Below are 23,845 nucleotides of genomic sequence, written 5' to 3'. Positions count from 1 at the left end.
TTTTAGGCTTCGCCGCCAGTACGTGCTCAGACAAAAACGGCGGGCGGGAAGATATCCCGCCCGCCGCCTTGCCTTGCAGGATTACGCGACTCGGACGAACGAAGCGCCGGAGAGCCAGCTGAGGGAGTGAACCTCGGTCTTGTAACCGTCCACGCCGCCGCTGACGACCTGGCCGTTGCCGGCGAAGACGCCTACGTGGCCGGCAGTGATGACCAGGTCACCGGGTGCGGGGGTGCCCACAACGCTGCCGTACTGGAAGAACTGACCCGGGGCCAGGTCGCCCACACTCTTACCAACGGAGCGCAGTGCCTTCTCCACCATGGCGGTGCAGTCCTGGGTCACGCCCAGCTGGGAGTAGGCGGAAGCCAGGATGGCCGCGCCCTTGGAGCCGGAAACAGCCAGGGGAGCGGGTGCCGGTGCCGAAGCTGCCGCAACGCGGACGGCGGGGGCGGGTGCCGGGGCAGGTGCCGGTGCGGGCGCAGCCGTTCCGGCGCCGGGGATCTTGATCTGGTTGCCCGGGTAGATGATGGTTGCCATGGACATGCCGTTAGCCGAGAAGACCGAGTTAAGGCTTACTCCGTAACGGGCGGAAATTGCACCAAGGGTGTTGCCGGAAACGACTGTGTGGACCGTGGCTGCAGCTGCTGCCGGGGCTGCAGCTGCAGGGGCCGGTGCTGCGGCCTGTGCTTGGACCTGAACATTGGCAGTGCCGTTATCTGGCGCGTGGGTTCCGGCCTGGGCAGGTGCCCCGATACCGAACAGGAGGCCCGATGCGGCAGCAACAACCATGCCGGACCTTCCAATGTTCATGGCATTTGACTTGGCAGTGGCTGACAAGCCTTCGAGGGCAATTGATCGGCTGGGGGTCGCGCGATGACGGGCGGTGGTGGAGTTTTTTGACACGGTGATTCGCCTCTCCCATGCCTGCGAGGTGAGCTGTCGGGTTCGGGTCGGAGACACCCGGCCGGAAACGCGCCCGTGCGGGACGGAGCGTTACCGACTTAACCCCAAGGCCTCTTCTGAGAAGGCCGTGGAAGCGTGGTTCCCCCGTCCCTGCCAGTTGGAAAGCGACTGGATCCCGGTCAGCGGCAGGGTTCGGCATACTGATGGGAATGTCCCGGCTGAAACCGGGGCACCGAAAGAGGTTACCTTCTGCTCCGGGGTATTGTCACGTTACGGTAACAAGTAGTAACTCTTCGGCGCGTTGGCTTGGCTTTACCGTTACGAACTGCTTGTCGCAACGGTGACCATGGAGAAGCACGGAATGCTGGATGGCAGCTCAACAAAGCCAGGGCCACGTCACGCCTTCGTAAAGATGTTGAAAGCTATGACGTTCCGCACACTCGATTGCCCGGTAGGCTGACAAACTATGTCCCGGTTTGGTGTGAAGGTGAAGCGTCGCGCTGTTGCCGGCGTGCTGGCATTTGCCCTGGTGAGCTCACTTTCACTGCTGCCTGCCCATGCCGACGACCACCTTCCGCCGGACGGATATCCCTCTTGGCAGGACGTGCAGAATGCCAAGCAGAGCGAAGCCGGCAAGGCTGCCGAGATAGCTAGGATCGATGACCTGCTGGGCGGTTTGCAAAGCCAGGCAGAAGCCCTGGGTGCTGCAGCCGTCACCTCAGCCGCCGATTACGCTGTAGCCGAGGCTGCGCTTTCGGCAGCCACGTCACGGATGGATGTCCTGACGACACAAACTGATCAGGCAAACGCCCAACTCGGCCAGTACAAGAAGGAAATCGGAGCCCTGGCCGTACAGTCCTACAAGACCGGCGGAACCAACATGGGCTTCTTCGTGGCCCTGGACGCGCTGCAGACCAACAGCATCCACGGCCTCAACATCGTTCAGATCGTGGGCGATAAGACGGCCGCCCTCGTGAACAAAACAGCAGCGGCAGAGAAGGCATCGCGCGCCCTGTCCGAGCAGCAGCAGGCAGCCAAAGCCGAGCGTGAACGGTTGGCGGACGAGGCCAAGGCCAAGCTGGCAGCGGCGCAGGCAGCCCAGCAGGCGATGACCGCGCAAATTGCTGAACACCAACAGCACAGCCAGGAACTGACGGCGCAGTTGGCCTCCCTCAAAGGAACAACAGCGGCGGTGGAAGGCGAATACCGGCAGGGCCAGGCAGCGCTTGCCGCCTATGAGGCAGCCCAGGCGGCAAAACGTGCCGCGGCGGAGGAGCAGGCGCGCCGCCAGGCCGAGGACGCGGCAAAAGCCGCAGCCCGCGCTGCCGCCCAGCGTCCTGCTAATCCGGGACTCCCTCCTGCCGGTCCAGCGGCCCCCGCGCCCGCCGCGCCGGCCCCGGCCCCGGCGCCGCCGCCAAGCCAGACGCCGGCCCCGCCGCCCGTCGTCGTGCCTTCCGTTCCGGGCGGCGCCGTCAACGATCCGGCCGGGGCCAAAAGCTATGCCTCCTCCAGGCTGCCGGCCTATGGCTGGGGCCAGGACCAGTTCCAGTGCCTCGAGCGGTTGTGGACGAAGGAATCCAACTGGCTGACCACGGCCACCAACCCGTATTCGGGTGCCTACGGCATTGCCCAGGCGTTGCCGCCCGGAAAGTATGCCACTGCCGGGAGCGACTGGCTCACGAACTACAGGACCCAGGTGGAGTGGGGGCTGAACTATATTGCAGACCGGTATGGTTCACCGTGCGGCGCCTGGAACCATTCGGTGGCTTACAACTGGTACTGAGCCGCTGGCTGGAGTTGCCCGTTGGCTGGATTGTCCCGTTGGTTAAAGCGGCCGCTAGGCGGAGTCCACGGGCGCCTTGGCAAATTCGGCGGCGCTCATAAATTCAACTGCAACAAAGTCCTGGTTGCCTTCAACCCAGGAATCGTGGCCGGGTGGAATGGTGTACGAGTCACCGGCACTGATGTTGATGCGGTTGCCGTCTGTTGTTTCGACCACAAGGTCCCCGGAAACGCAAAAACCCACATGGCTGTTCTGGCAGGATTCCGTGTGAACAACGGGCTTGATGCACTCAGACCAACGCCACCCCGGCTGGAACGTGAAACGTCCCAGCGTATAGTCTCCGACCGTTACAACGTCCACTTCTGTCTTGTCCGGACGCCTTTTTTCATCGGGTGAATTGTGGGATTTAACTTCCAGTTGCGTGACCACATTGGCAGGCATTGCATTCCCTCTTTCAACTGTTTTTCGGCGCTTACGCTGCTAGCTTGCTCCGCCTTTTATCCGGTTGTCGATAGCTAATTAATGTGCCACTTTCTGGCCCGGGAAACTAGAAGCCCGGGGCGCGAAAAACGCATCCGAAACAACCGCGCTAGGCTTTTTCCCATGGCTGATTTTGAACGGTTTCGGATCCTGCTGGAGGAAGAGCGGCAGCGCAAACTGGCGCTGCTTCCGGCCCTCCGGGCGGACATCAGTTCAGCCAACGCAGCCCGGCAGGACTCCAATGTGGATGACGAACATGACCCGGAAGGCGCCACTATCGCCTTTGAACTTTCCCAGGCTTCGGCCCTGCTGAAACAGAGCAGCGCCGGGCTCGCCGAGATCGAAGCGGCCCTGGAAAGGATTGCCCACGGCAGTTACGGAACTTGTGCCGTATGCGGAAAACCGATTGCAGAGGGCCGGCTCGAGGCACGTCCCTGGACTGCTGTGTGTATCGCCCACGCGAGCGGCAAGCGGACGGCGGAATGAGCGATCCAGCCGACTTCATCGACGCGGCCCTGCAGCGTGAGGGTTCCTGGCGGCGGGCGGAGGAGGCCAAGGCGCGATGGGGCAGCGCTGTGCAGTTCTACGGCTCATCCGTCGGCGCTGTCCGGGGGACTGTGCGCGACGCCCTTAGGCGCTATCCGGATCTTCAGCACGATGACGTCACTGCCCTGAGCTCGGAACTTTGGGCGGTCCCGGTGTTCGAACGCCGTCTGGCGGCCGTGGTCCTGCTGCAAACCAAGGTCCGGCTGTTGAGGAATTCCGACCTGACCAGGATCGAAGGCTTCATCCGGTCCGCTCGGCTGGAGGCTTTGGTGGACCCACTGGCCGTGGACGTTGTGGGGCCGCTGCTTGCCAACCTGGCGCCGGGTGAACCGGTCCGCGGCCAGGCTGTCGTGGACCGCTGGGTCCATGACCCGGACGCCTGGCTCCGCCGCGCCGCCCTTCTTGTGCCGCTGCAGGCGCTCAGGTCCGGAAGTGGTGACTGGGATGCCTTCGTCCGCCTTGCTGGGCGGATGCTGGAGCAGGGCGCCGGGCGGGCGGACGGTGAAGTGATCCAGGACGCTATATCCTTCGTAGTGTCCGAGATGGCAAAAAGGAGGCCCGACCTCCGGCTCAACTCACCCCCGGGAGGGCACCATGGCTGACGCGTTCAATCTGGAACGGTTCGTCGCCGCGCAGGACAGCGGCGGAACCTACGAGCAGGCCCTGTCCGAGCTGCAACTCGGCAAGAAGACCGGGCACTGGATGTGGTTCATCTTTCCGCAGCTCGCAGGCCTTGGCAATAGCGAGATGTCGCAGCGGTACGCCATCGGCTCGCTGGAAGAAGCCCGGGCCTATCTTGAGCACAGCGTGCTGGGCCCACGGCTGCTGGAGTGCGCCCAGGCCCTCACAGACTTTGCAGACAGGACGGCCGAGGAAATCCTCGGCGCCATCGACGCGCGGAAACTCCATTCCTCCATGACGCTGTTCCTGCGCGCAGCCCCGGGGGAGACGGTGTTCAAGGCGGTGCTGGCGCAATTCTTCGACGGCCTGCCTGACGAAGCCACCGATTCGCTGCTCCGCTCGGACGAAGAGTAAACGTGTGCCTTACGGCGTCGGATTGCCGCCGTTGACGTTCAACGTTTCTCCGATCACAAAGCTGGATTCGGGAGATGCCAAGAATACATATGCCGGCGCCAGCTCGGCCGGTTGACCGGCGCGGCCCAGGGGAGTGGACTGCCCGAACTCCGGCAGGGCTTCCTTCGGCTGGCCGCTGCTGACCTGCAGCGGCGTCCAGATAGGCCCCGGGGCCACGGCATTCACGCGGATGCCCTTGGGAGCCAGTTGCTGGGCAAGGCCCTTGGTGAAGTTGTTGATGCTGGCCTTGGTGGTGGCGTAGTCCACCAGTGTGGGCGACGGGTTGTACGCCTGGATTGACGTGGTGTTGATGATGGTTGAACCGGCCGGCATGTGCGGGATGGCTGCCTTGCTGAGCCAGAACATGGCATAAACGTTGGTCTTCAGCGTGTGGTCAAACTGCTCGTCGGTGATCTGGGTGAGGTCCTCCTGGGCCACCTGCTTTCCCGCATTGTTGACCAGGATGTCTATGCTGCCCAGGACGGCGACGGCGGTGTCCACCAAATCACGGCAAGCGGCGGGATCCTTGAGGTCACCCGGGACTTTAATCGCTTTGCGGCCTGCCGCTTCAACCAGGGCGGCGATGCGTGATGCGTCAGTCTCCTCCTGGGGCAAATAGGACAGAACGACGTCGGCCCCTTCCCGGGCGAACGCGATGGCCGCCGCAGCCCCGATCCCCGAGTCAGCGCCCGTGACGATCGCCTTGCGGCCATCGAGGCGTCCGGTACCGCGGTAGGTTTCCTCGCCCAGATCCGCCTTTGGCTGCAGTTCGGCGTCCAGGCCGGGCTCTGGCTGGTGCTGTTCCGGCGGGGAGATCTTTTCATACGCCGTTACTGGATTTCGGAAGGTGTACTGGTCCGTCATGGTGGTCCTCCTGAGGGGTATGTATGGAACACGACAGGTGGTTCGTCTGGCATGCATCATCAAGCAGTACGAAAGCTAAGCATGCTTAGGATTCCAGCCTAGGCAATCAGGAGGGTGCCTGCCAAGCCGCTTCAGTCCCTGCTAACCTCCATCAGGCGGACGTCCCGCAGATTGCCGGCGTCGGCCACTGCGGTCATGTAGGTGCACACGGGCTGCCGGCGGCGGTCGGTGGGCGAACCCGGATTCAGCAGCCGCAGCCCGCCCGGCGAGGTGGTGTCCCAGGGGATGTGCGAGTGTCCGAAGACCAGGACGTCTGCCGTGGGGAACTGCTCATCGCAGCGTCCTTCCCGGCCTTTCGCCGGGCCCGTTTCATGGATGACCGCGAACTTAACCCCCTCAAGGGCCACGGCTGTGCTTTCGGGAAGCCTGCTGCGCAGTTCAGGTCCGTCGTTGTTGCCATAGACGCCCACCAGCCGGCGGCTTCGCTGCTCGAATTCGTCCAGGAGCGCAGCTGTGACCCAGTCACCGGCATGGAACACCACATCGGCATTTTCGACGGCGGCCCACACCTGCCGGGGGAGTGCCCGGGCGCGGTTCGGGACGTGCGTATCGGAGACCAGCAGAAGGTTCAGTGGCATAGCTGAATCTTCGCACGGGGACCTGTTCGCGGGTCCGCCTGAGTCGTAACCTAGGGCTGGGAGGTGATTGCCATGGAGGCAATGCAGGGCGACCGCATCATCGTTCGGGGGAGGACTGTTGGAGCATCTGACCGGCACGGGGTGATCGTTGAGGTCCGCGGGGAGGAAGGCCATCCGCCGTATCTCATCCGTTTTGATGACGGACACGAAACCGTGATGTATCCCGGCGGTGATTTCGCCGTCGAACGCGTTCACGAAGACGGCCACACGGGGTAGTCCCGGACACGGGCCGGGCAGGTGATGCTGCAGGTGTCAGGGCGGACCTGACAGACTGGAACGATGGATCACTCATTGGCTGGCACGTCGCCAGGTGCGACCCCACCGAACACCGCGCTCCAGGGCCCGGACTTACAGGAGGCAGCGCTGGAGCGGCCGCCCGTGCGGACAGGCCCCCGGGACCCTGGTGACGCCTGGGTTGAGGGGGAGCACGGACGTTTTTGGGGCAGGTTCGGCGCAGCCGGAGTCCTGGCCTATGATCCCGGCAAGGGGGTGCTTCTCCAGCACCGGGCGGCCTGGAGCCACAACGGTGGAACGTGGGGGCTGCCGGGCGGAGCCCTGCACGAGGGCGAAGACGCCGTGGCAGGTGCCCTGCGGGAAGCGTACGAGGAAGCCGCGGTGCCTTCAGCGAGCGTCAGTGTCCTCTTTACGTCGGTCCTTGACCTCGGCTACTGGTCCTACACGACGGTGGTTCTGCTCGTGACGGACGCTTTTGATCCCGTGATCAGCGATCCGGAGAGCATCGAGCTGCAGTGGGTTCCGCTGGCTGAGGTGGCCACAAAGGAACTGCACCCCGGATTCGCAGCGTCCTGGCCCGCCCTGCGCCCCAAAATGCTGGACCTCACGGCGGGCCGGCCGTAACGGAGTGAAAACTGGGTGGCGCCGGATCCAGTTCCGGACTAATGACGCCGCGTGGCTTCGAACACCATCAGGGGGCTCTTTTCCTCCACCGGTTCCCGGGTCCAGTTCCTCCAGACGCCGGTCACGTCAAAGCCGGCAGCATCCAAATCGCTGACTACCTGGGCCTGGCTCAGGAATGACAATGACAGCGTCTCCACGATATCCTCCCCGGTGTCCATCAGGACGTTGTGGCAGGTCAGAGTCACGATGCCTGCCCCATCCATTGAAGAAACCTCCTTCCATTCCATCAGTTGGCCGATGATGGAATCGCGGGTAGTAAGGGTCTTCTCCTTGGTCCAGTTCTCCCAGGAACGGGCCAGAACGTTTCGCCGCTCGAAAGCCAGTACGCCGCCGGGCCGAAGTCCCCGATGGATGTCGCGCAAGGCACGCCGCCAAGCCGCGCCCGTGATGTGTTGGGCAACATTGCCGCTCATGACCACCACGTCTGCCGCTGAATCCCCAATCGCTGAGGAATCGCCCAAGATCCAGGCAACCTGGCCGGCTCCCGGCCGCCTGCGTGCGTAGCCGAGCATTGCCGGAGACGGATCGATCCCGATGACCTTACGGTCCTCTCGGCAGAAGGTCACGGTCAGAATTCCGGTGCCACAGCCAAGATCGACGACGGTCTCTGCGCCGGCCTCATTTGTCACAGCCCGAAAGAAATCGTGATCGGGGCCGTCAGGGTTATCCGTGTCGTACAGCTCCACGAGGAGAGGGTGGTAGTCAGGCAAAAGCCCGGGCCATCAGTAGTCCTTGCCGTACTCGGCCGTTACCAGAATCGGCAGGTGATCGGACTTGCCCCGCGGCAGGGTTTCCACGTTTCCGATGTCCAGTCCCAGGGATGTGGCGAAGTCGAAGTGGCCCCGGAACACCTTGTAGCGCGTGTACGTCCGGCGGTCACTGAGGGACAGCGCGTATCCGGAGTCCTTCATGTGGGCATGGAGGTTCTTGGTAAAGAACGGATAGTTGAAGTCGCCAACCATCAGTGTCATCAGGCCGCTGCCCATGGTCAGGAGTTCCGCATGGGCGGCGTGGATCTGCTTCCGCCGCAGCGAATTGGAGGCGGTCAGCGGTGCGGCATGGAAGGAACCGATCACCAGTTCGTGCTCCGTCTCGTTGTCCACCACCCTGGTGCCGATGAGGCGCTCGTGCGCCGGCGCAAGCACCCTGTCATGCATGGACTTCTTCAGCGCAAAGGACTGGGTATCCAAGGCCGTGAAGCGGCTGGTGCGGTAGTAGATGGCGAGACCAAGGCGGTTTCCCTTGGTGGTATCAGCCAGGTGCAGCGGCCCGAGGGTTTCCGGCAGGTCGCTGGAATCCACCTCTTGCAGGCACAAGGCATCGATCTCGAAATTTCGGGCGAGCGCGAGAAGCTCGCCGCTCGCTTTGTGCTTGCGAAGGTTGTAGCTGATGACGCGCATCGGTGGAACACCTCTTTTTCGAGGGCTGCTGACAGGACCAGTTCCTGAGTCTACCCAGACGACGGTCCGGGAACGGCAACATTTCGCCGCGTCCGCTGCCATCCCCGGCTAGAGTTATTCACGATTCACTCAACTCCGGAGGGCCAACCTTGACCAAAGAACTGCCCGAACTTGCCGAAGGCAACTTCTACTACCAGGCGCTTGGCGGCGGCCGTTTCCGCTCCACCATCCATGCCCAGGGGGCGTGGAACGAGCACGAACAGCACATGGCGCCCGCCTCCGGACTGATGGCGGACGTCCTGGAACGACACCACCCCCGCGGGGACATGCGGCTGGCCCGGCTGAGCTACGAGATCCTGGGACTCATTCCCGGCGGAGAATTCCAGATCGAAACCACCACCCTCCGCCCCGGACGCACCATCGAGCTCCTCCAGGCCGAGCTCGTCGCCAACGGCCGTGTTGCCATCCGCGCCACCGGCTGGCGGATGATTACCAGTGACACGAGCGCCGTTGCCGCCGTCGAGGATTCTGCCATTCAGGGACCGGACGAATGCAAGCCGTACGACGGCGCGAGCGTCTGGCCCGGCGGCTACATCCGCTCACTGGAGATGCGTGTGGCGGAAGGCCACCGGCCAGGAGCCGGCAAGGTCTGGCTGCGCACCGAACACCCGCTCACAGATCAGGACGACAGCGGCGACCTCGCCCGGCTGATGGGCATGGTGGACACCGCCAACGGCATTGCCGCCCGGGTCCCGCCCGGCAAGGACAGCTACGCCTTCCCCAATCTGGACCTGCAGATTCACATGTATCGCAGGCCCGACGGCGAGTGGCTGGGACTGGACAACGCGGTCACCTTCGGCGCGGACGGGATCGGCCTCACGTCCACGGTCCTGCACGATCTTCAGGGACCCTTTGGGCGTGCGGAACAGATTCTGACGCTGCGCAGATCGTGACGCTGCCCGCAGCAACCATCCATTGACAAGGAACACTATGACCATCAGGGAGTTCAGCCCCATGCAGGACGCCGAGCGCGGACCCCTTGCCCTCACGGTGGTGCGGCAGGAGCACTCGCTCGGGGCGGCACAGGACCTTGAGTTCGGGCTTGACGTGCTTGGCATGGCAAAGACCGGCCGCATCGGTCCGACCCTGAGGCTGTACCGTCCCAAACCAACCGTGGCATTCGGTCAACGGGACACCCGTCTGCCCGGCTTCGAAGCCGCCGCCCGGGCGTGCCGGGATCATGGGTTTGAACCGTTGGTCCGCAAAGCCGGCGGTCGTGCCGCGGCGTACCACCAGGGGACCCTGGTGGTAGATCACGTGGAGCCCCACACCGACGCGATTGCCGGTTCCAAGGGCAGGTTCAGTTTCTTTGGCGAACTGCTGGCGCAGGCCCTGCGGGACGCAGGAGTCCAGGCCGCCGTCGGCGAAATCCCGGGGGAGTACTGCCCCGGGGAGTTCAGCGTCCACGGCACTGATCCGGACGACGGCGCCCATCAGGTGAAGCTCATAGGCACGGCACAGCGGGTGGTGGCCGGCGGGTGGCTGTTCAGTTCGGTGATCGTGGTGGAGGATTCTGCCCCCATCCGCGCAGTGCTGACTGACAGTTACGCCGCCCTTGGCCTTGACTGGGATCCCGCAACGGCCGGGGCGGTCAACGACCTTGTTCCGGGCCTGGACGTCCCCGCCATTGAGGACGCCGTCCTTGCCACCTATGCCAGGCACGCCTCGCTCCGGTATGCCGAGTTCGGCAATTATTTTCAGGACGCTTGAACCGGGGGCCCGACAGTCCCGGTTCTGCGCCCTGCCAGCCAGATAGCCACGGCGTTCGCGGCAACGATCATCCCTATGCCCACCCATTGGTGGAGTACGAGGACCTGTCCCAGTATTACCGTTCCTGAGAGTGCGGCGAGGATGGGGTTGATGCTCATGAAGACGCCGAAGAATCCGGCAGGCACGTGGCGGAGTGCGACGAGATCGGCGGCATAGGGAATTACCGAGCAAAGGACTCCGGCCGCGACGGCGTACAGAAGCGCGGGACCGGTAAACACTCCTTGCATTAGGAGATAGCCAGCCACGGGAAGGTAGAAAACCAGGGATACCAGTGTCCCCGCGGCAGGAGCCTGCAGACCTGGCAGCCGCTGCCCGGCGACTCTGTTCAAGAGGATGTACGCTGCCCAGCAAACGGCGGCGGCCAGGCCGATGCCAACACCGACGAAGTCACTGCTGGGACCGGGCATGACGAGAACATACACACCCATGCCGGCACTGAGCCCACAGACCAGATCCCAACGGCTCCTTGAGGCCAGTAGCGCAACGGCCAATGGTCCAAGGAACTCCAGGGTGACGGCAAGCCCCAGCCCGATTCGGTCGATGGCAACATAAAGGCAAATGTTCATCAGTGCGGTGGCCACTCCCAGCAGGAGTATGGGCCACCATTGCTGCCAGGTGAACCGATGGAAGGCCGGGCGGGCAACGGGGAGGAGTATCGCGGCAGCCACAAACTGCCGAACGGCCACAACGCCCGCCGGTCCGATGACGGGAAAGGCATGTGCACCGATCCCGGCGCCAATCTGATTGCTGAGCCCGCTTCCTGTCATGCCGAGGACACCACGGGTAATCGACGAGCTGGACCGGTGAATCGCCTGGCCTTGGTGTTCCTGGGCCGTACCGTGTAGTGGCTGAGCTTCCATAACCGAAGTTTCCCGGCCCGGACCGCGGATAAGAAATGCATTTGATGGGCTTTTTATACGATGAGCGTATGGATGTAGAACTGCGGTACCTTCGTGCTCTGGTGGCGGTAGTGGAAGCCCAAACGTTCACCGACGCCGCCATCGACCTCGGAACGTCACAGGCCGCGGTGTCCCGGTCCGTTGCGGCGCTGGAACGGGCGCTGGGTGTGCGCATTCTGCAAAGGACAACGCGCAGCATCACACCCACTCCTGCCGGGGAACGGATCATTGAACACGCCCGGCGCGTCCTGTCCGAGATCGCGCTCCTTGAACGTGCAGCCAGGGATCAAAACAGTGAACTGAAAATAGGGTATGCATGGTCGGCGCTGGGTGCCCGGACCGCAGCCCTGCAACGGGAATGGGCACTGACCCACCCGGATGTGAGCCTGGTGTGGGTCCAGACATATGCCGCATCGGGAGGGTTGGAGGACGGCTCCTCTGACGTTGCTATCGTTCGGCGTCCGATCAGTGATAACCGCTTTGCTGCCACATTCATCGGCGAGGAAGGCCGCTATGCGGCCGTGGCCGCAGAGGATCCACTGGCGCGGAGGCGTTTCCTCCGGATGGCAGACTTCGCCGGGCGTACGCTGGCCGTCGACCTGCGCACCGGAACTACCACGGAAGACCTCTGGACAGGATCGGCGCGGCCGGCATCGCTGCGCCAGGTGCAAGGCGTCGATGAATGGCTGATGCTTATCTCCACCGGGCAAGCCATCGGGATGTCCTCAGAGGCCACCGCAGCGCAGAATCCGCGGCCGGGCGTCGTGTACCGGCTCGTCCGTGATGCCCCGTCAATCTCGGTGTTCCTTGTCTCTCGGCGTGGCGATCCTTCAGCCCTTGCCGCAGATTTCACCAGGCTTGCCCGGAAAACGTTCGGCCCTGACGGCACGGCTGAGACGATGTGAATGCAGGAGGCCCTAGCCCCCTGCCTCGCGTGCTGCCGTCTCGATCTGAGTTCGAAAGGCAGCCCATTCTTCTGAGGTGCGGCCCGGCAGATTGGGATCTTGGGGACCGTTGCCCACTGTGCCGTCGATCAACTCTCGCAGGATGTCGGCATGCCCGGCGTGCCGCGCTGCCTCAACGCACATGTGGACCAGGATCTGATGCAGGGTTACGCTGCGGCGTTCGGGCGTCCACCAACTTACTTCACCCAAAGAATCCAAAGTGAGTTGCTCTATCGTCGCGTCGCTATGCCGGCAAGAGAAGCCGTAGAAGTCGAGGATATCTGCCCGACTCTCATCTGCCGTGGCCCACATATCGGCATCAACATCCGAGTCTCCAGTTAGCCAGGGAAGGTCCCGGTTATGCGGCCTCCCGAATACTCCACTGAAGTATTCCAATTGCACACCGCCGACGTGCTTCACCAAGCCAAGGAGATTGGTGCCCGTGGGCGTCATAGGCCGGCGAATATCGTACTCCCCAAGGCCATCAAGTTTCGCGAGAAGGTCCGCCCTTCGAAGGCGAAGGTATCCAAGCAGGTCAGCTTTTTGATCCATAAGGACCACTCTGCCCCAAAGCGCCACAGGCAATGGAGCCAGACGCGCAGATGGTCAAGGTCGGATGGGGCTGCTGAGCGAACGCAGGAACGTCCTCACCTCGGAATTGAAGGCGTCGGCGGCCTCTATGTTGCTCAGGTGTCCGACGCCGGGGAGTACGACGAGCTTCGATGCAGGTATTTTCGTGTGTAGTTCTTTCCCGACCGCCAGCGGAGATCGAGCGTCGCGTTCGCCATGCAGCACCAGCGTCGGGACGTCGATATCAGGGAGGATGCCGCGCAGATCGGCATTCGCCATTGCTCGGAGCATGGTCAAACTGGCACGGGGGTGGATACCGGACATAAGTGCGAGTGTCCGTTCGGCCATTTCTCGCGGTGCAGACTCGGTGAGCATGCCCGGCAGGTACTTAGGCAGCCAGTCGTCGGGAGGCTGCGTGACGTCCTCACTGATCAACTTGACGCGCCGCTGCACCTCGTCGGCTGGCAGGGAGCCGGCCCAGCCTGCGTACGCTCCGGCCAGGATCAGGCTTCTGGGCAGGGTCCGGCGTCGTGCATAGAGCGCCAGGGCAAGCGCGCCGCCGAACGACAGCCCAAGGATGTGCGGGCGAGTCAGGTTGAGAGCCTTTGTAAACTCGGCCAGGCTGTCGGCGTACTGTTCCATGGAAAAAGACTCGGGCGGATCGTCGGATCCCCCGCAGCCTGGAGCATCCCAGGCGACGACATCGAACTCGTCATCGAGGGCGTCGAGCTGCGGGCCCCAGGATCGGCTGTCGAATCCAAAGCCGCCATGGAGAAGGACGAGGGGATCGCCCGATCCCGCACGCCGGTAGGTGACTTTGAGGCCGGACACCGTAACTGCGCCCACCTACGTATATTGGCATCCGTAACCAAGCCTGACAACACTACGCGGACGGTAAAGGGTGCCTCGACTCCACAAGGCGTGCGTCCAACTCCAGTCATCAATCCACAACTATGGACATCGGCAACCCGAACCCAGGCTTGGAGGGGGCGATGCGGTCCAACTGCCAGCCATCCTTGGATGTCCGGAACCTCGCGGTCTGCGGTAACGAGTAGCTGGACGGGACGTTGCTCGGGCCATTCGCAGTCGACGCGAGGTATTCCTCCGTCAATTCCGTGAATTGGATGATCGCCTCCGACCCGCTCACATTGACGGATTCAACGGTTACCTTCGTAGAAAAGGACGTGTACCAGAAACCAGATGACTTGAATCCGGCCTTCGACCGCGTCACCGCAGGCAGATCCCGTGCGCGCTTGGTCAGGTAGGCTTCCGTTGCCTGCTCATCTGCCAGGCGCGGAGCTGGAGGTGTGTCGAGTACGGTGCCGTTGCGGTCCTCGACAGCTGCCTGGATGATCACGGTGAACTCGGACGGTGACCCGCTGGGCACAGCAGCGGGAGATCCCGCCGTGTGTGACCCTCCTGTGGTCTGACACCCGGACATAGCAAACCCGAGCAACATTGCCACTGCGGCTAAGGTGCGTGCGTACTTCATCATGATCCCCCGTCATTGATGTCATCCAGACTCGTTGCCGCCCGCCTGGTCAACATTCAGTATGTCCCCCTAGCTTGGATAAGGGAGCACGGCCTGCCCGCCAAGCCAGGAAAAGTCCCGCTGTGGCGGCTCCACCGGCGTAGTTATACGGAGAGGACCAAGAGCCCTCCGGAGCAGGTTGAATACCTGCGATAACAAAAACAGCCAAGGACAGGAGAATTTCTACGGTCGCCTGCAGGCGGCGTGACCGGTAGTCAGGGTAGGCAAGCCGCATCAGCGGGACCAGCGGCAACAGGAAGGCTGTGGGGTTGAAGTAAAAGCTGCTGAAAACAAAGATCGCGGACGCCCCAGCCAGGAGCGGAAAGAACAACAGCGGATTCGGATCTGGCCGTCGTGGGGGCCAGATCCCGGTCTCGCTCAAGCCTAGGCATGCGCTGAGTATGCCATCCTCCATGCTGCCGCGTGCTCGCTGAAGCCCAATTGCGTGTCTTGGGATTCAGGGCACCGACGGGCACATAGGGTCGGATACATGGAAAGAGACGCATCCGGTGAACTGGAGGGGCAGAGCTCGATCAACGAACTGCTCAGTGAACCGGTTGGCGTGACTCATTTCCAGATGGTCCTGCCGCTGCATGTCCAGCTGCCGTCGGGGGAGTTCCGGCGCTTGTCGTGACGTGCAGGACGGCTCAGATAGAAGGCGCTTCTCTCTCCCGACGCGAAATATTGTGGCTTGTTGATAGGCCCCGGGCTGCTGGCTGTAAACTTCGCTGATTGCTGCGATGGTCGCGCGCTGGATTTTTGGGGGTTGAGCCTTTGGCTCGTCAGGGTTTTTCCACGTCGTCTTCCCGTAGTTTTGGCTACCGAATCTCTGCCGTTCTGGCTGCTGCGGCCATAGCCGCGACGGTTCTGGTCGGCATCGCTCCCGTACGCGCACATGCGGACATGATTGCAGACCGCATTGACAGCCAGACGCCATACGCGCTGGCAGTGAACGAAACGACGAACACGCTCTATGTCACCAGCGAACGGTTCAACATGTTGACCGCAGTAGACATGGCCACAAAGTCAGTAAAGACCATTCCAGTCGGAACAAGGCCACGCCAACTGGCCGTGAACGAGATCACGAATAAGATCTACGTTGCGAATTCCGGTGCTTCCTCAGTGAGCGTCATCGACGCCGCCGCCGGTACTACCAAGACGGTGCCCCTGCTCGGCAATCCCTCTGCGATAGTTGTCAACGAGGTAACCAACAAGGTGTACGTCAAAAATGGCGGCCCTAACGGTCTTACTGTCATTGAGGGCGCCACCGATGTAGCGACGTCCTTCCCAGCGGTGGGTTCCTCTCAACCCTTCAGCGACAAGTCTGTCGCTGTCAATGAGAAGACCAACAAAATCTACAGTGTTCCCCCTCTCGGCAATCATGTGACGGTCCTGGACGGGGCTACAAACGCCATTACTACCGTCCCCGTTTGCTCGGGCACTCATGGTTTGGCAACCAACGACACCACAAACACGGTGTATGTGACCTGCCCTAAAGCGCAGACGATAGTAGCCATTGATGGCGCTACCCACTCGGTCCAAAGCATCCCAACAGGCAATGACACCAACCCTCAGGAAGTGGTTGTAAACCGCACGAACAACAAGGTCTATGCTCTGAACTATTTCAGCATGACGATTCTGGACGCCGGCTCCAACACTTTGGTAACCGTTCCAACTGGAGACTTCCCAGCCACCCTTGCCGTGAATGAGGCAACCAGCAAGGTCTACGTAGCTGAATACTACGGAAGGAACCTTAGGGTCTTCGACGGTGCAACCAACGCCTCGGGCCTCCTCCAGGTGTCTGGCTATCCCGGCCCAATGGCCGTGGATTCGAAAAGGAACAGGATCTACGTTCGCTCCTTGTCCGGGTCTGAAGATCGGATCAGCGGGATCGTCGTTGTCGACGGCAAGAGCATGGCCCCGACACTCTCGGCCGCTGTGCCACCGCCACCTGGCAAGGTGGGTGTCCGTTATGAACACCTGTTCAAGGCGACAGGATCCCTTACTCCGAGTTTCATAGTGACCAATGGTTCGCTGCCGCCCGGCTTATCACTTGGAGCGAATGGTTTACTGGCAGGAGTCCCCACAACCGCCGGGACCTTTTCATTCCGCGTCTCGGTCAGCAACGGTTACAGTCCTGACGCCATCAGCCCGACTCAAACGATCACCATCGCCCCCGGCCCATTGACTCACGACTTTAACAGTGATGGGAACCCCGACGTCCTTTCCCGAGATGGTGATGGCACCTTGTGGCTGTACCCCGGAAATGGCGTCGGTGGTTGGCAAGCGCGGGTGCAAGTGGGGCAGGGCTGGAACGTTATGACCTCGGTCATAGCTCCCGGCGATTTCAATGGTGACGGCAATTCCGATCTGTTGGCCCGCGACTCGAGCGGAATTCTGTGGTTGTATGCCGGAAACGGTAACGGTGGCTGGATTGCCAGGGTCCAAGCTGGTTCGGGATGGAACGTCATGAAGGAAATCACAGCCATTGGCGATCTGGACCGTGATGGAAGAGCCGACGTCGTGGCCCGGGACTCGGACGGTCAGCTGTTGCACTACCGGGGCGATGGGCGAGGCGGGTGGTTTAGCCAGAGCATCATTGGTTCCGGCTGGAACATCATGACTGCGATGGTAGGCCCGGGCGACTTCAGCGGTGACGGCTTGGAGGATCTCCTTGCCCGCGACACTGGGGGCACCCTATACCTCTATACGGGCAATGGAGTCTCCGTGGCCGGCGCGGGTTATGCAGTGGGCTCCGGCTGGAACGTCATGACGGCGATCGTGGGACCGGCCGACTTCAACGGGGACGGCAACGTGGATATTCTGGCCCGCGACGCCGGCGGAGCCCTGTGGCTTTACCCGGGCAACGGCTCCGGCGGGTGGCTACCACGCACGTTGGTCGGCTCCGGCTGGAACGTCATGACCATGATCATTTAGCAGCATGACCATGGTCATCGAGCAGTTTCATAAGCCGTCTATGCGGCGAGACGGCTTTTGACTTCGGCAGCTGACGGGTTGGTGGCTGCTGTGCCGTCCGGGAAAAGCACGGTGGGCACGGTGCGGTTGCCGCCGTTAATCTGCTCCACGAGTTCGGCTGTCCCATCGACTTCCTCGATGTTGATTTCCGTGTAGCCGATGCCCTGCGCGTCCAGCTGCTTCTTGAGCCGGTTGCAGTAGCCGCACCAGGTGGTGGAAAACATGGTGATGGTGCCGGATTCGGGGGTGAAGTCCACAGAGTTCTCCTATGCGTTGAAGGGGTTCATTCCCATCAACGGTATCCTGCCCGCCGCTATTCCCCGCGCCCGCGCCGGCGTATGACAGTGCCGGGGGCCATGGCATGCTGGAGCCATGTGTGGACGCTATGTAATGGCACGTGCCGTGGGGGACCTGCTGGCGGAGTTTGATGCCGGGCTGGAGGAAGAGGTGCACCTCCCTCCCTCCTGGAACGTGGCGCCAACCGATGATGTGCCCATCGTCCTGGAGCGGCTCATCGACGGCGGGCCGGTTCGGCAGCTGCACGTGGCACGCTGGGGGCTGGTTCCGTCGTGGGCGAAGGATCCCGGCATCGGAGCCAGGATGATCAACGCCCGGAGCGAGACAGTGCTGGAAAAGCCGGCATTCCGTAAAGCGATGAAATCCAGACGCTGCGCCGTTCCTGCTGACGGCTATTACGAATGGAAGCAGGGCGCAGGCAAGGCGAAGCAACCGTATTACGTGCACCCCGGAAACAGTGCGGGGCTGGTGTTTGCCGGGTTGTACGAATGGTGGAAGGATCCGTCCAAGGCGGAAGGGGAGCCAGGCCGGTGGATGCTCTCCACCTCCATCCTGACCGCGGATACCCCGCCGCCCGGGGCCGAGTCAACAGTATTCGGCAAGCTCACCGCCCTGCATGACCGGGTGCCGATCCCGATGGACGCGGCCACCATGGAATCCTGGCTCGACCCGCACGCCCAGGACCCCGCTGCCCTGGTGGACCTGGTCCGCGCCGGGGTGAAGGGCGTCGCTGCCGACTGGCACGTGGAGTCTGTAGGCCGGGACGTGGGAAACGTGCGCCACAACTCGCCGGAGCTCATCCGGCCCGTGGAGGCACTGTTCTAGTACCACCCATGAACGGTGACTTGCCCTAGATGGTGACGCTGCCGGCGTCGTCCACTGACCAGGTGGGGTTGTAGGCAACCTCCCAGCGGAACCCATCCGGATCGGCGAAATAGCCGCTGTACCCGCCCCATGGCTGTGTAACTGGCTCCGCAACGATGACGGCACCGGCAGCAGCTGCCTCGGCCATGACGCGGTCCACGTCCTCAGGGCTGGCCAGGTTGTGGCTGAGGGTGATGTGGGGGACCGGCCCCGGAGGACTCACCCCCGCCTCCGCCTGCATTTGCCCGGCATCCCAAAGGGACAGCGTCAGCCCGTGGTTAACCTGGATAAACAGCACATCACCCGGAATTTCCTTACGGACCGGCCAGCCGAGTCCTTCCACATAAAAGCGGCGGGACTCCGCGACGCTGCGGACACCCAGTGAGATGAAGTCGACTCTTGGCTGCATGCTTCGATACTGTCATGTGATGGAGATAACTCAAGGAAGCGACAAAGATGCTTTGGCGGACAAGGAACAGCTTGCCGCAGTCCGCATAGCAGTCGATGAAGTGGACGAGCAGATCGTGGGCCTGATTGCCCGTCGGGAACGCCTGATACGGATCGCAGGGACCCTGAAGGGGGACGACGCAGAAGTGCGCGCTCCCGGCCGGGTCGAGAGGATCATCGAACACGTCCGTTTAGCCGCGGAAAAGAAGGACATTGATCCTGACATTGTGGAATCGACGTACCGTGCCATGATCACGGGCTTCATCGAACTCGAAATGAAGGTCCACAAAGGAAACAGCTGAAGCTGACCCTGGGGGCGTCTCTGCGCTCCCGGGAGGCTTCAGTCGCTTTAGAGTGCTTCCCTAGATCGCTTCCTCAACGGGGACTCCGGACTGGAACTCCCGCCCGTCGGCCTCGCTGAAGGCTGACATAACGTGGCCCTTGCCCAGCCCATGGATAACGGCCAGGGGAAAGCTGCCGGTGATGGTGTTGCCGGAGTGGGTGACACCACTGAGATCATAGTTCTCTTCGATGCCCTGGTCATGGCTGAACGAGTAGCAGGCTATAGCCTCCCCGTTCATGAACTCTATGCCGAGCCGTCTTTGTGATGAATAGTCGGGATCGGCCGCCATGAGCCCCACCACATAAGCACCCGATCCCGGGATATTGCCGTCTATATCAAAAGTGGCCACAAGCGTGGAGTCTTGGGCCTTGATGCTTACGTGCTTGAGGAGTGCGTCATTGGTGGTCATGGCACCATCCTGCTCCCCTGCTGCCCCGTCCGTCCACCCCTGTCTAGGTTTTGTCTGGGCACCGGCGTAGACTTGAATTGTTCGAATATGTATTCGAACAGCTGTCATTGGCTGAGTAATTTACAGTCAGGTGACAGCTCCGTTTCCAGGGAGGCGCAATGGGCATGTTCAGCGAATCCGTTGACGTTGTCTGCACCCCTTCAGGCCAGCCGCTGCAGCTTCAATGGGCCGGGCGGCAATACACGGTGTGCGCGGAACCTGTGCGGTGGTACGAACGCAGGCAGTGGTGGGCGGAGGAAAAGCGTGCGCCGCTGGGAAGCGGGCCAGGCCTGGTGGACCATGAAATTTGGCGGGTCCAGGTCCTGGCTGCAGACACCCCCAATGGTTCGGGCGGCAGCACTCCCGCTGAGCCCCTCACCCTTGATCTGACCAGGCATGTCGGCAGCGGCCGCTGGAGGCTGCTGCGGATCCATCACGGAATCCAGCCCAGAACAGCATGACTTTTACGCACCTCCACGTTTCCACCGCCTTCAGCGCCCACTACGGCGTTTCCTGGCCTGATGAGCTTGCCCAGGTTGCCGCCGCAGATGGTGCCACTGCGCTCGCCTGCACGGACAGGGACGGCCTGTACGGCACCATCAAACACCTCAAAGCCTGCATGGCTGCCGGGATAGACCCCATTGTGGGTGTTGACCTTGCGGTCCTTGATGACGACGGGGACCACCGCACCCAGGTTGCTGGCCGGGTAGTGGTGCTCGCCCGCGGAAACAACCGGGGAGCGGGCTACCGGGCATTGTGCCGGCTGGTCTCGGATGCCCATGCCCGCACTTCCGGAAAAGCCGGGGGAGTGGTGCCGGTGGCAGTCACCCGGGCAGAGCTCGCATCCCGGACCTTGGACCCACTGACCCTCAAGCCAGTACTCACGGTCCTGATCGGACCCGATTCCGACGTCGGACTGGCCATCGGCGGACGGCGTTACCTGCGTCCTCGCACACTTTTTAAACGCTGGCTGGACGCCATGCCGGCAGGAACAATAGTGGCCGAGGTTGTCTCCCAGCTCAGCGCCCCCGGCTCACCGTTGAGTACCGCCCATGCAGTACGAATGCTCAAACTCGCAGAGGAGCACCACGTTCCGGCCGTTATCACTAATGCTGTACGGTACTGCGCCGAGGATGGCGCCGCCACGGCTGACGTGCTGGATTCTGCTCGGACCCTCAAGTCCCTTCCTGAGCTGGCCGCCGAACCCCTGCTCCAGCCCAACGGCCAGGGCTGGCTGAAAACATCAGGGCAGATGCTCCTGCTGGCCAGGGAGATCATCCACGCCGCAGGGTACGGCGCTGCTGACCTCAAACAGCTGATGACACAGACCGAGGCGCTCGCCGACCTGTGCCGGATTGACCCGGTGACGGATATGGGCTGGAAGCAGCCGGTGGTGCCCGAAACATCAATCATCGGCATAGACCAGGACCCCCAGGTTGAACTTGTCCAGCGGTGTGAGGCCGGGATCGGACAGCGGTTCCCGGGAATTTCCGGTACTGCCGAACATGAGATGCGCCATCGCCTCGATCATGAACTGGGGATCATCCAGAACCTTGGTTTCTCCTCCTACTTCCTCACAGTGGCTGAGGTGTCCAGGATGATCCTGGATATGGGGGTCAGGGCGGCGGCCCGCGGGTCGGGCGCTTCAAGCCTGGTCAATTACCTGATTGATATCAGCCAGGTGAACCCCCTCCAGCACGACCTCGTCTTCGAACGGTTCCTGTCCCGTGACAGGGGCACCCTTCCAGACATTGATATCGACGTCGAAAGCGCTGAGCGGCACAACGTCTACCGGAAGATCTTTGACCGCTTTGGCGCCGAGCGCGTCACGCTCATGAGCATGCAGAACGGATACCGTGCCCGCGGTGCGGTCCGTGATGCGGGGATGGCGCTGGGCATGGATGACGGCGATGTGGGGGAGATCGCCAAACAGCTGTGGCGCTTTTCTGCCCGGAAGTTCCGCGAGGCGCTCGCCGAGAAGCCAGAACTTCGGGAGTTCGCCGGGCGGGTGGAACAACGGGGATTTGCCGAAAACCAGCAACTGGACCTGCTCGTGGACCTCACTGAGCGGCTGGACCGGCTGCCCCGCCATATTTCCATGCACCCCTGCGGAGTGATCCTGGGCGACGCCACCCTGCTTGACCGGACCCCTGTCCAGCCCAGCGGGCTGGGGCTGCCCATGAGCCAGTTCGACAAACACGACATGGATCCCATGGGCATGCTCAAGCTCGATGTCCTGGGGGTCAGGATGCAGAGTGCCATGGCCTTTGCAGTCAGGGAAGTCATCCGGATCCACCCTTCCAAGGCTGAGGTGGTCGCCGCCGGTGCCCACCCCTCCGGCCCTGATGGTTCCGGGCCTGACTACATTGCCGAGAATGGCCACATTAACCTCAACGCCGTGCCCCTTGATGATGAGCCCACGTATGAGCTGATCCGCAGCACACATACGCTGGGCTGTTTCCAGATCGAATCCCCTGGCCAGCGTGAGCTGGTGGGCAAGATGGCGCCGCGCGACTTCAACGACCTCATCATCGATATTTCACTTTTCCGGCCAGGACCCATGAAGTCGGACATGGTGCGGCCGTTCCTGGAGCACCGGCACGGGTTCGCGCCGGAGGTCTATCCGCATCCTGACCTGAAACCCGTGCTTCAGGAAACGCACGGGGTCACCGTTTTCCACGAACAGATCCTGAAGACCTTTGATGTCATGACACGCTGCGGCCTGGCCCGGGCCGACGAATTCCGCCGCGCACTGGGCAACGAGGCCCTTGAACCTCAAGTGGAGGAATTCTTCCGCCGGGAAGCCCGCGCCAACGGGTATACCCCGGAGGTCGTGGATAAAGTCTGGGGAACCCTGAAATCCTTTGGAAGTTTCGGTTTCTGCAAGGCGCACGGAGCGGCGTTCGCCGTGCCCACCTACCAGTCTGCCTGGCTAAAGGCCCACCACCCCGAGGCTTTCCTGGCCGGGTTGTGGGAGCACGATCCGGGCATGTACCCCAAACGCCTCCTGGTGGCAGAGGCACGCAGGCTGGGCATCCCCATACTGCCGTTGGACATCAACCGCAGCCAGGCGGAATACAGGGTAGAACGGGTCATCGAAGGGCCGGACCGGGGCAAGCTGGGGATCAGGCTGAGCCTCAAAGGGATCTACGGCGTATCCGGGGCTGAACTCAAACGGATCGTTGCCGGCCAGCCCTATGATTCCCTGGCGGACCTCAGGGCACGGTCCCGGCTGAGCAAACCAAGCATCAGGAGGCTGGCCCAGCTTGGCGCCTTTGATTCCCTGCACCTGGAGTCCGGCGGGAGCGCCAACCGCGCAGACCTTGTCCACCACCTCCAAAAGCTTCAATCCACGGGTGCTTCCCGCAAGGGTATCGAGGTCATCGAGGGCCAGCTGGCCCTGCCCCTGGGGGACGTGGAACTGCGGAACGTCAAACCGGGCCTGCCCGCACCCACGCTGGTGGACAACGTGCGCGCGGAGCTTGATCTGATGGCCATTGATGTCAGCGGGCACTTGATGGACAGCCACCGGCCCATGCTGGACAGGCTCGGCGTCACCACGGCGGATAAACTGCTGGGCCTGCGCAACGGAACTGAAGTGCTGGTGGCCGGAGTGCGAATCGCCACCCAGACACCGCCCATGCGCGGTGGCCGGCGGGTTGTTTTTATCAGCATCGACGACGGCACGGGCTGCGTCGACTCCGTCTTCTTCCATGAGGCGCAGGAACAGGCCGGACTGCTGCTGTTCGGGACCAGGCTGCTCCTGATCCGGGGAACCACCCGGCGGACCGGTCCGCGGGGAATCAGCCTGAGTGCCAGCATGGCCTGGGACCTGAGCCGGGTTGAAACCCTGCCTTTCCCGCAGTCCAGTCCGGAGACCACCGACATTCCGCATCCATTGGACGGAATCAGCCGCAGCCTTGCCATTACCGGGATGGGCGGCTGAGCGGGCCGCGCGTCCCGTTGGTCGGCCTCTCTGGAAACCGATAGCATTGACGGTGGCTGGCTGTGGTCCCCGTATGCCACAAGC

General features: G+C 62.5%; 28 protein-coding genes and 1 riboswitch. Of the genes, 15 read left to right on the top strand and 13 right to left on the bottom strand.

Annotated elements, in window-relative coordinates; translation table 11 throughout:
• Nucleotides 1–81: 81 nt before the first annotated feature.
• A complete protein-coding gene (locus tag F8G81_RS13995) occupies nucleotides 82–903 on the bottom strand; it encodes a C40 family peptidase (protein ID WP_267275326.1) in 822 nt (273 codons plus the stop codon).
• A gap of 3 nt (nucleotides 904–906) precedes the next feature.
• Nucleotides 907–1,111, bottom strand: a riboswitch (cyclic di-AMP (ydaO/yuaA leader).
• Between the two features lie 258 nt (nucleotides 1,112–1,369).
• On the opposite strand from F8G81_RS13995, the gene F8G81_RS13990 reads away from it, so the two are divergent.
• Nucleotides 1,370–2,686 carry a lytic transglycosylase domain-containing protein gene (locus tag F8G81_RS13990; RefSeq protein WP_267275325.1) on the top strand — a complete coding sequence of 439 codons (1,317 nt, stop codon included), beginning with the start codon at nucleotides 1,370–1,372 and terminating at the stop codon, nucleotides 2,684–2,686.
• Nucleotides 2,687–2,740: 54 nt separating this feature from the next.
• On the opposite strand, the gene F8G81_RS13985 is transcribed toward F8G81_RS13990, so the two are convergent.
• Nucleotides 2,741–3,127, bottom strand: coding sequence for a cupin domain-containing protein (locus F8G81_RS13985; RefSeq protein WP_267275324.1), 387 nt, complete (start codon nucleotides 3,125–3,127; stop codon nucleotides 2,741–2,743).
• A gap of 162 nt (nucleotides 3,128–3,289) precedes the next feature.
• Between F8G81_RS13985 and F8G81_RS13980 the strand changes: the two genes are divergently transcribed.
• The 3 genes from F8G81_RS13980 to F8G81_RS13970 are packed head-to-tail and all read left to right on the top strand — an operon-like array spanning nucleotide 3,290 to nucleotide 4,747.
• On the top strand, nucleotides 3,290–3,652 hold the full coding sequence (locus tag F8G81_RS13980) for a TraR/DksA family transcriptional regulator (RefSeq protein WP_267275323.1): 363 nt from the start codon (nucleotides 3,290–3,292) through the stop codon (nucleotides 3,650–3,652).
• On the top strand, nucleotides 3,649–4,314 hold the full coding sequence (locus tag F8G81_RS13975; protein WP_267275322.1) for a DNA alkylation repair protein: 666 nt from the start codon (nucleotides 3,649–3,651) through the stop codon (nucleotides 4,312–4,314). Before F8G81_RS13980 ends, F8G81_RS13975 begins: the two co-directional genes overlap by 4 nt.
• On the top strand, nucleotides 4,307–4,747 hold the full coding sequence (locus F8G81_RS13970; RefSeq protein WP_267275321.1) for a DUF1810 domain-containing protein: 441 nt from the start codon (nucleotides 4,307–4,309) through the stop codon (nucleotides 4,745–4,747). The genes F8G81_RS13975 and F8G81_RS13970 overlap by 8 nt, the downstream gene beginning before the upstream one ends.
• A 9-nt stretch (nucleotides 4,748–4,756) precedes the next feature.
• Here F8G81_RS13970 and F8G81_RS13965 read toward each other — a convergent pair whose 3' ends face one another.
• A complete protein-coding gene (locus F8G81_RS13965; protein WP_267275320.1) occupies nucleotides 4,757–5,650 on the bottom strand; it encodes a glucose 1-dehydrogenase in 894 nt (297 codons plus the stop codon).
• Nucleotides 5,651–5,781: 131 nt separating this feature from the next.
• Entirely contained in the window at nucleotides 5,782–6,288 is a 507-nt protein-coding gene (locus tag F8G81_RS13960) for a metallophosphoesterase family protein (RefSeq protein WP_267275319.1), read from the bottom strand.
• A gap of 72 nt (nucleotides 6,289–6,360) precedes the next feature.
• Between F8G81_RS13960 and F8G81_RS13955 the strand changes: the two genes are divergently transcribed.
• Both F8G81_RS13955 and F8G81_RS13950 read left to right on the top strand, forming a co-directional pair.
• On the top strand, nucleotides 6,361–6,564 hold the full coding sequence (locus tag F8G81_RS13955; RefSeq protein ID WP_267275318.1) for a DUF1918 domain-containing protein: 204 nt from the start codon (nucleotides 6,361–6,363) through the stop codon (nucleotides 6,562–6,564).
• Between the two features lie 63 nt (nucleotides 6,565–6,627).
• Nucleotides 6,628–7,206, top strand: coding sequence for an NUDIX domain-containing protein (locus F8G81_RS13950; protein ID WP_267275317.1), 579 nt, complete (start codon nucleotides 6,628–6,630; stop codon nucleotides 7,204–7,206).
• A gap of 38 nt (nucleotides 7,207–7,244) precedes the next feature.
• Here the strand turns inward: F8G81_RS13950 and F8G81_RS13945 are convergent, their stop codons facing one another.
• A complete protein-coding gene (locus F8G81_RS13945; RefSeq protein ID WP_267275316.1) occupies nucleotides 7,245–7,952 on the bottom strand; it encodes a class I SAM-dependent methyltransferase in 708 nt (235 codons plus the stop codon).
• Nucleotides 7,953–7,988: 36 nt separating this feature from the next.
• Nucleotides 7,989–8,666, bottom strand: coding sequence for an endonuclease/exonuclease/phosphatase family protein (locus F8G81_RS13940; RefSeq protein WP_267275315.1), 678 nt, complete (start codon nucleotides 8,664–8,666; stop codon nucleotides 7,989–7,991).
• Between the two features lie 149 nt (nucleotides 8,667–8,815).
• Here F8G81_RS13940 and F8G81_RS13935 point away from each other — a divergent pair, with 149 nt between their 5' ends.
• Complete coding sequence (locus tag F8G81_RS13935) at nucleotides 8,816–9,619, top strand: thioesterase family protein (RefSeq protein ID WP_267275314.1); 804 nt, start codon at nucleotides 8,816–8,818, stop codon at nucleotides 9,617–9,619.
• A 37-nt stretch (nucleotides 9,620–9,656) separates the two neighbouring features.
• Entirely contained in the window at nucleotides 9,657–10,436 is a 780-nt protein-coding gene (locus F8G81_RS13930) for a lipoate--protein ligase family protein (RefSeq protein ID WP_267275313.1), read from the top strand.
• Here F8G81_RS13930 and F8G81_RS13925 read toward each other — a convergent pair.
• On the bottom strand, nucleotides 10,424–11,356 hold the full coding sequence (locus F8G81_RS13925) for an EamA family transporter (protein WP_267275312.1): 933 nt from the start codon (nucleotides 11,354–11,356) through the stop codon (nucleotides 10,424–10,426). The two genes, F8G81_RS13930 and F8G81_RS13925, sit on opposite strands and share 13 nt — an antisense overlap.
• A 68-nt stretch (nucleotides 11,357–11,424) precedes the next feature.
• On the opposite strand from F8G81_RS13925, the gene F8G81_RS13920 reads away from it, so the two are divergent.
• On the top strand, nucleotides 11,425–12,300 hold the full coding sequence (locus F8G81_RS13920; RefSeq protein ID WP_267275311.1) for a LysR family transcriptional regulator: 876 nt from the start codon (nucleotides 11,425–11,427) through the stop codon (nucleotides 12,298–12,300).
• Between the two features lie 12 nt (nucleotides 12,301–12,312).
• Here the strand turns inward: F8G81_RS13920 and F8G81_RS13915 are convergent, their stop codons facing one another.
• The 3 genes from F8G81_RS13915 to F8G81_RS13905 form a co-directional block, all read right to left on the bottom strand.
• Nucleotides 12,313–12,891: a DinB family protein gene (locus F8G81_RS13915; protein ID WP_267275310.1), complete on the bottom strand. Its 579-nt coding sequence runs from the start codon at nucleotides 12,889–12,891 to the stop codon at nucleotides 12,313–12,315.
• Between the two features lie 54 nt (nucleotides 12,892–12,945).
• Entirely contained in the window at nucleotides 12,946–13,755 is an 810-nt protein-coding gene (locus F8G81_RS13910; protein WP_267275309.1) for an alpha/beta fold hydrolase, read from the bottom strand.
• A 94-nt stretch (nucleotides 13,756–13,849) separates the two neighbouring features.
• A complete protein-coding gene (locus F8G81_RS13905) occupies nucleotides 13,850–14,296 on the bottom strand; it encodes a hypothetical protein (protein WP_267275308.1) in 447 nt (148 codons plus the stop codon).
• A 634-nt stretch (nucleotides 14,297–14,930) separates the two neighbouring features.
• On the opposite strand from F8G81_RS13905, the gene F8G81_RS13900 reads away from it, so the two are divergent.
• Nucleotides 14,931–15,074 carry a hypothetical protein gene (locus F8G81_RS13900; protein ID WP_267275307.1) on the top strand — a complete coding sequence of 48 codons (144 nt, stop codon included), beginning with the start codon at nucleotides 14,931–14,933 and terminating at the stop codon, nucleotides 15,072–15,074.
• 98 nt (nucleotides 15,075–15,172) lie between these two features.
• A complete protein-coding gene (locus F8G81_RS13895; RefSeq protein WP_267275306.1) occupies nucleotides 15,173–17,377 on the top strand; it encodes an FG-GAP-like repeat-containing protein in 2,205 nt (734 codons plus the stop codon).
• A gap of 38 nt (nucleotides 17,378–17,415) precedes the next feature.
• Here the strand turns inward: F8G81_RS13895 and F8G81_RS13890 are convergent, their stop codons facing one another.
• Entirely contained in the window at nucleotides 17,416–17,673 is a 258-nt protein-coding gene (locus F8G81_RS13890; RefSeq protein WP_214959633.1) for a mycoredoxin, read from the bottom strand.
• 133 nt (nucleotides 17,674–17,806) lie between these two features.
• Between F8G81_RS13890 and F8G81_RS13885 the strand changes: the two genes are divergently transcribed.
• A complete protein-coding gene (locus F8G81_RS13885) occupies nucleotides 17,807–18,538 on the top strand; it encodes an SOS response-associated peptidase (RefSeq protein ID WP_267275305.1) in 732 nt (243 codons plus the stop codon).
• A 25-nt stretch (nucleotides 18,539–18,563) separates the two neighbouring features.
• On the opposite strand, the gene F8G81_RS13880 is transcribed toward F8G81_RS13885, so the two are convergent.
• Nucleotides 18,564–18,986, bottom strand: a complete 423-nt coding sequence (locus F8G81_RS13880; RefSeq protein ID WP_267275304.1) for a VOC family protein — start codon at nucleotides 18,984–18,986, stop codon at nucleotides 18,564–18,566.
• 19 nt (nucleotides 18,987–19,005) lie between these two features.
• On the opposite strand from F8G81_RS13880, the gene F8G81_RS13875 reads away from it, so the two are divergent.
• Entirely contained in the window at nucleotides 19,006–19,326 is a 321-nt protein-coding gene (locus F8G81_RS13875; protein WP_267275303.1) for a chorismate mutase, read from the top strand.
• A 60-nt stretch (nucleotides 19,327–19,386) separates the two neighbouring features.
• On the opposite strand, the gene F8G81_RS13870 is transcribed toward F8G81_RS13875, so the two are convergent.
• A complete protein-coding gene (locus F8G81_RS13870; RefSeq protein ID WP_267275302.1) occupies nucleotides 19,387–19,776 on the bottom strand; it encodes a hypothetical protein in 390 nt (129 codons plus the stop codon).
• Nucleotides 19,777–19,934: 158 nt separating this feature from the next.
• Between F8G81_RS13870 and F8G81_RS13865 the strand changes: the two genes are divergently transcribed.
• Entirely contained in the window at nucleotides 19,935–20,276 is a 342-nt protein-coding gene (locus tag F8G81_RS13865; RefSeq protein ID WP_267275301.1) for a DUF6504 family protein, read from the top strand.
• A complete protein-coding gene (locus F8G81_RS13860) occupies nucleotides 20,273–23,761 on the top strand; it encodes a DNA polymerase III subunit alpha (RefSeq protein ID WP_267275300.1) in 3,489 nt (1,162 codons plus the stop codon). The genes F8G81_RS13865 and F8G81_RS13860 overlap by 4 nt, the downstream gene beginning before the upstream one ends.
• Nucleotides 23,762–23,845: the final 84 nt, after the last annotated feature.

The sequence above is a fragment of the Arthrobacter sp. CDRTa11 genome (assembly GCF_026427775.1).
Lineage (GTDB): Bacteria > Actinomycetota > Actinomycetes > Actinomycetales > Micrococcaceae > Arthrobacter.
This window is presented reverse-complemented; position numbering and strand designations above follow the sequence as displayed.

Excerpts from the sequence above, each read along its gene's own strand:
- F8G81_RS13865 (WP_267275301.1), top strand. The coding sequence starts at position 19,935 with ATGGGCATGTTCAGCGAATCCGTTGACGTTGTCTGCACCCCTTCAGGC.
- F8G81_RS13955 (WP_267275318.1), top strand. The coding sequence starts at position 6,361 with ATGGAGGCAATGCAGGGCGACCGCATCATCGTTCGGGGGAGGACTGTT.
- F8G81_RS13930 (WP_267275313.1), top strand. The coding sequence starts at position 9,657 with ATGACCATCAGGGAGTTCAGCCCCATGCAGGACGCCGAGCGCGGACCC.
- F8G81_RS13985 (WP_267275324.1), bottom strand. The coding sequence starts at position 3,127 with ATGCCTGCCAATGTGGTCACGCAACTGGAAGTTAAATCCCACAATTCA.
- F8G81_RS13885 (WP_267275305.1), top strand. The coding sequence starts at position 17,807 with ATGGCACGTGCCGTGGGGGACCTGCTGGCGGAGTTTGATGCCGGGCTG.
- F8G81_RS13925 (WP_267275312.1), bottom strand. The coding sequence starts at position 11,356 with ATGGAAGCTCAGCCACTACACGGTACGGCCCAGGAACACCAAGGCCAG.
- F8G81_RS13915 (WP_267275310.1), bottom strand. The coding sequence starts at position 12,891 with ATGGATCAAAAAGCTGACCTGCTTGGATACCTTCGCCTTCGAAGGGCG.
- F8G81_RS13870 (WP_267275302.1), bottom strand. The coding sequence starts at position 19,776 with ATGACCACCAATGACGCACTCCTCAAGCACGTAAGCATCAAGGCCCAA.
- F8G81_RS13900 (WP_267275307.1), top strand. The coding sequence starts at position 14,931 with ATGGAAAGAGACGCATCCGGTGAACTGGAGGGGCAGAGCTCGATCAAC.
- F8G81_RS13965 (WP_267275320.1), bottom strand. The coding sequence starts at position 5,650 with ATGACGGACCAGTACACCTTCCGAAATCCAGTAACGGCGTATGAAAAG.
- F8G81_RS13960 (WP_267275319.1), bottom strand. The coding sequence starts at position 6,288 with ATGCCACTGAACCTTCTGCTGGTCTCCGATACGCACGTCCCGAACCGC.
- F8G81_RS13990 (WP_267275325.1), top strand. The coding sequence starts at position 1,370 with ATGTCCCGGTTTGGTGTGAAGGTGAAGCGTCGCGCTGTTGCCGGCGTG.
- F8G81_RS13875 (WP_267275303.1), top strand. The coding sequence starts at position 19,006 with ATGGAGATAACTCAAGGAAGCGACAAAGATGCTTTGGCGGACAAGGAA.
- F8G81_RS13920 (WP_267275311.1), top strand. The coding sequence starts at position 11,425 with ATGGATGTAGAACTGCGGTACCTTCGTGCTCTGGTGGCGGTAGTGGAA.
- F8G81_RS13940 (WP_267275315.1), bottom strand. The coding sequence starts at position 8,666 with ATGCGCGTCATCAGCTACAACCTTCGCAAGCACAAAGCGAGCGGCGAG.
- F8G81_RS13880 (WP_267275304.1), bottom strand. The coding sequence starts at position 18,986 with ATGCAGCCAAGAGTCGACTTCATCTCACTGGGTGTCCGCAGCGTCGCG.
- F8G81_RS13970 (WP_267275321.1), top strand. The coding sequence starts at position 4,307 with ATGGCTGACGCGTTCAATCTGGAACGGTTCGTCGCCGCGCAGGACAGC.
- F8G81_RS13975 (WP_267275322.1), top strand. The coding sequence starts at position 3,649 with ATGAGCGATCCAGCCGACTTCATCGACGCGGCCCTGCAGCGTGAGGGT.
- F8G81_RS13860 (WP_267275300.1), top strand. The coding sequence starts at position 20,273 with ATGACTTTTACGCACCTCCACGTTTCCACCGCCTTCAGCGCCCACTAC.
- F8G81_RS13950 (WP_267275317.1), top strand. The coding sequence starts at position 6,628 with ATGGATCACTCATTGGCTGGCACGTCGCCAGGTGCGACCCCACCGAAC.
- F8G81_RS13980 (WP_267275323.1), top strand. The coding sequence starts at position 3,290 with ATGGCTGATTTTGAACGGTTTCGGATCCTGCTGGAGGAAGAGCGGCAG.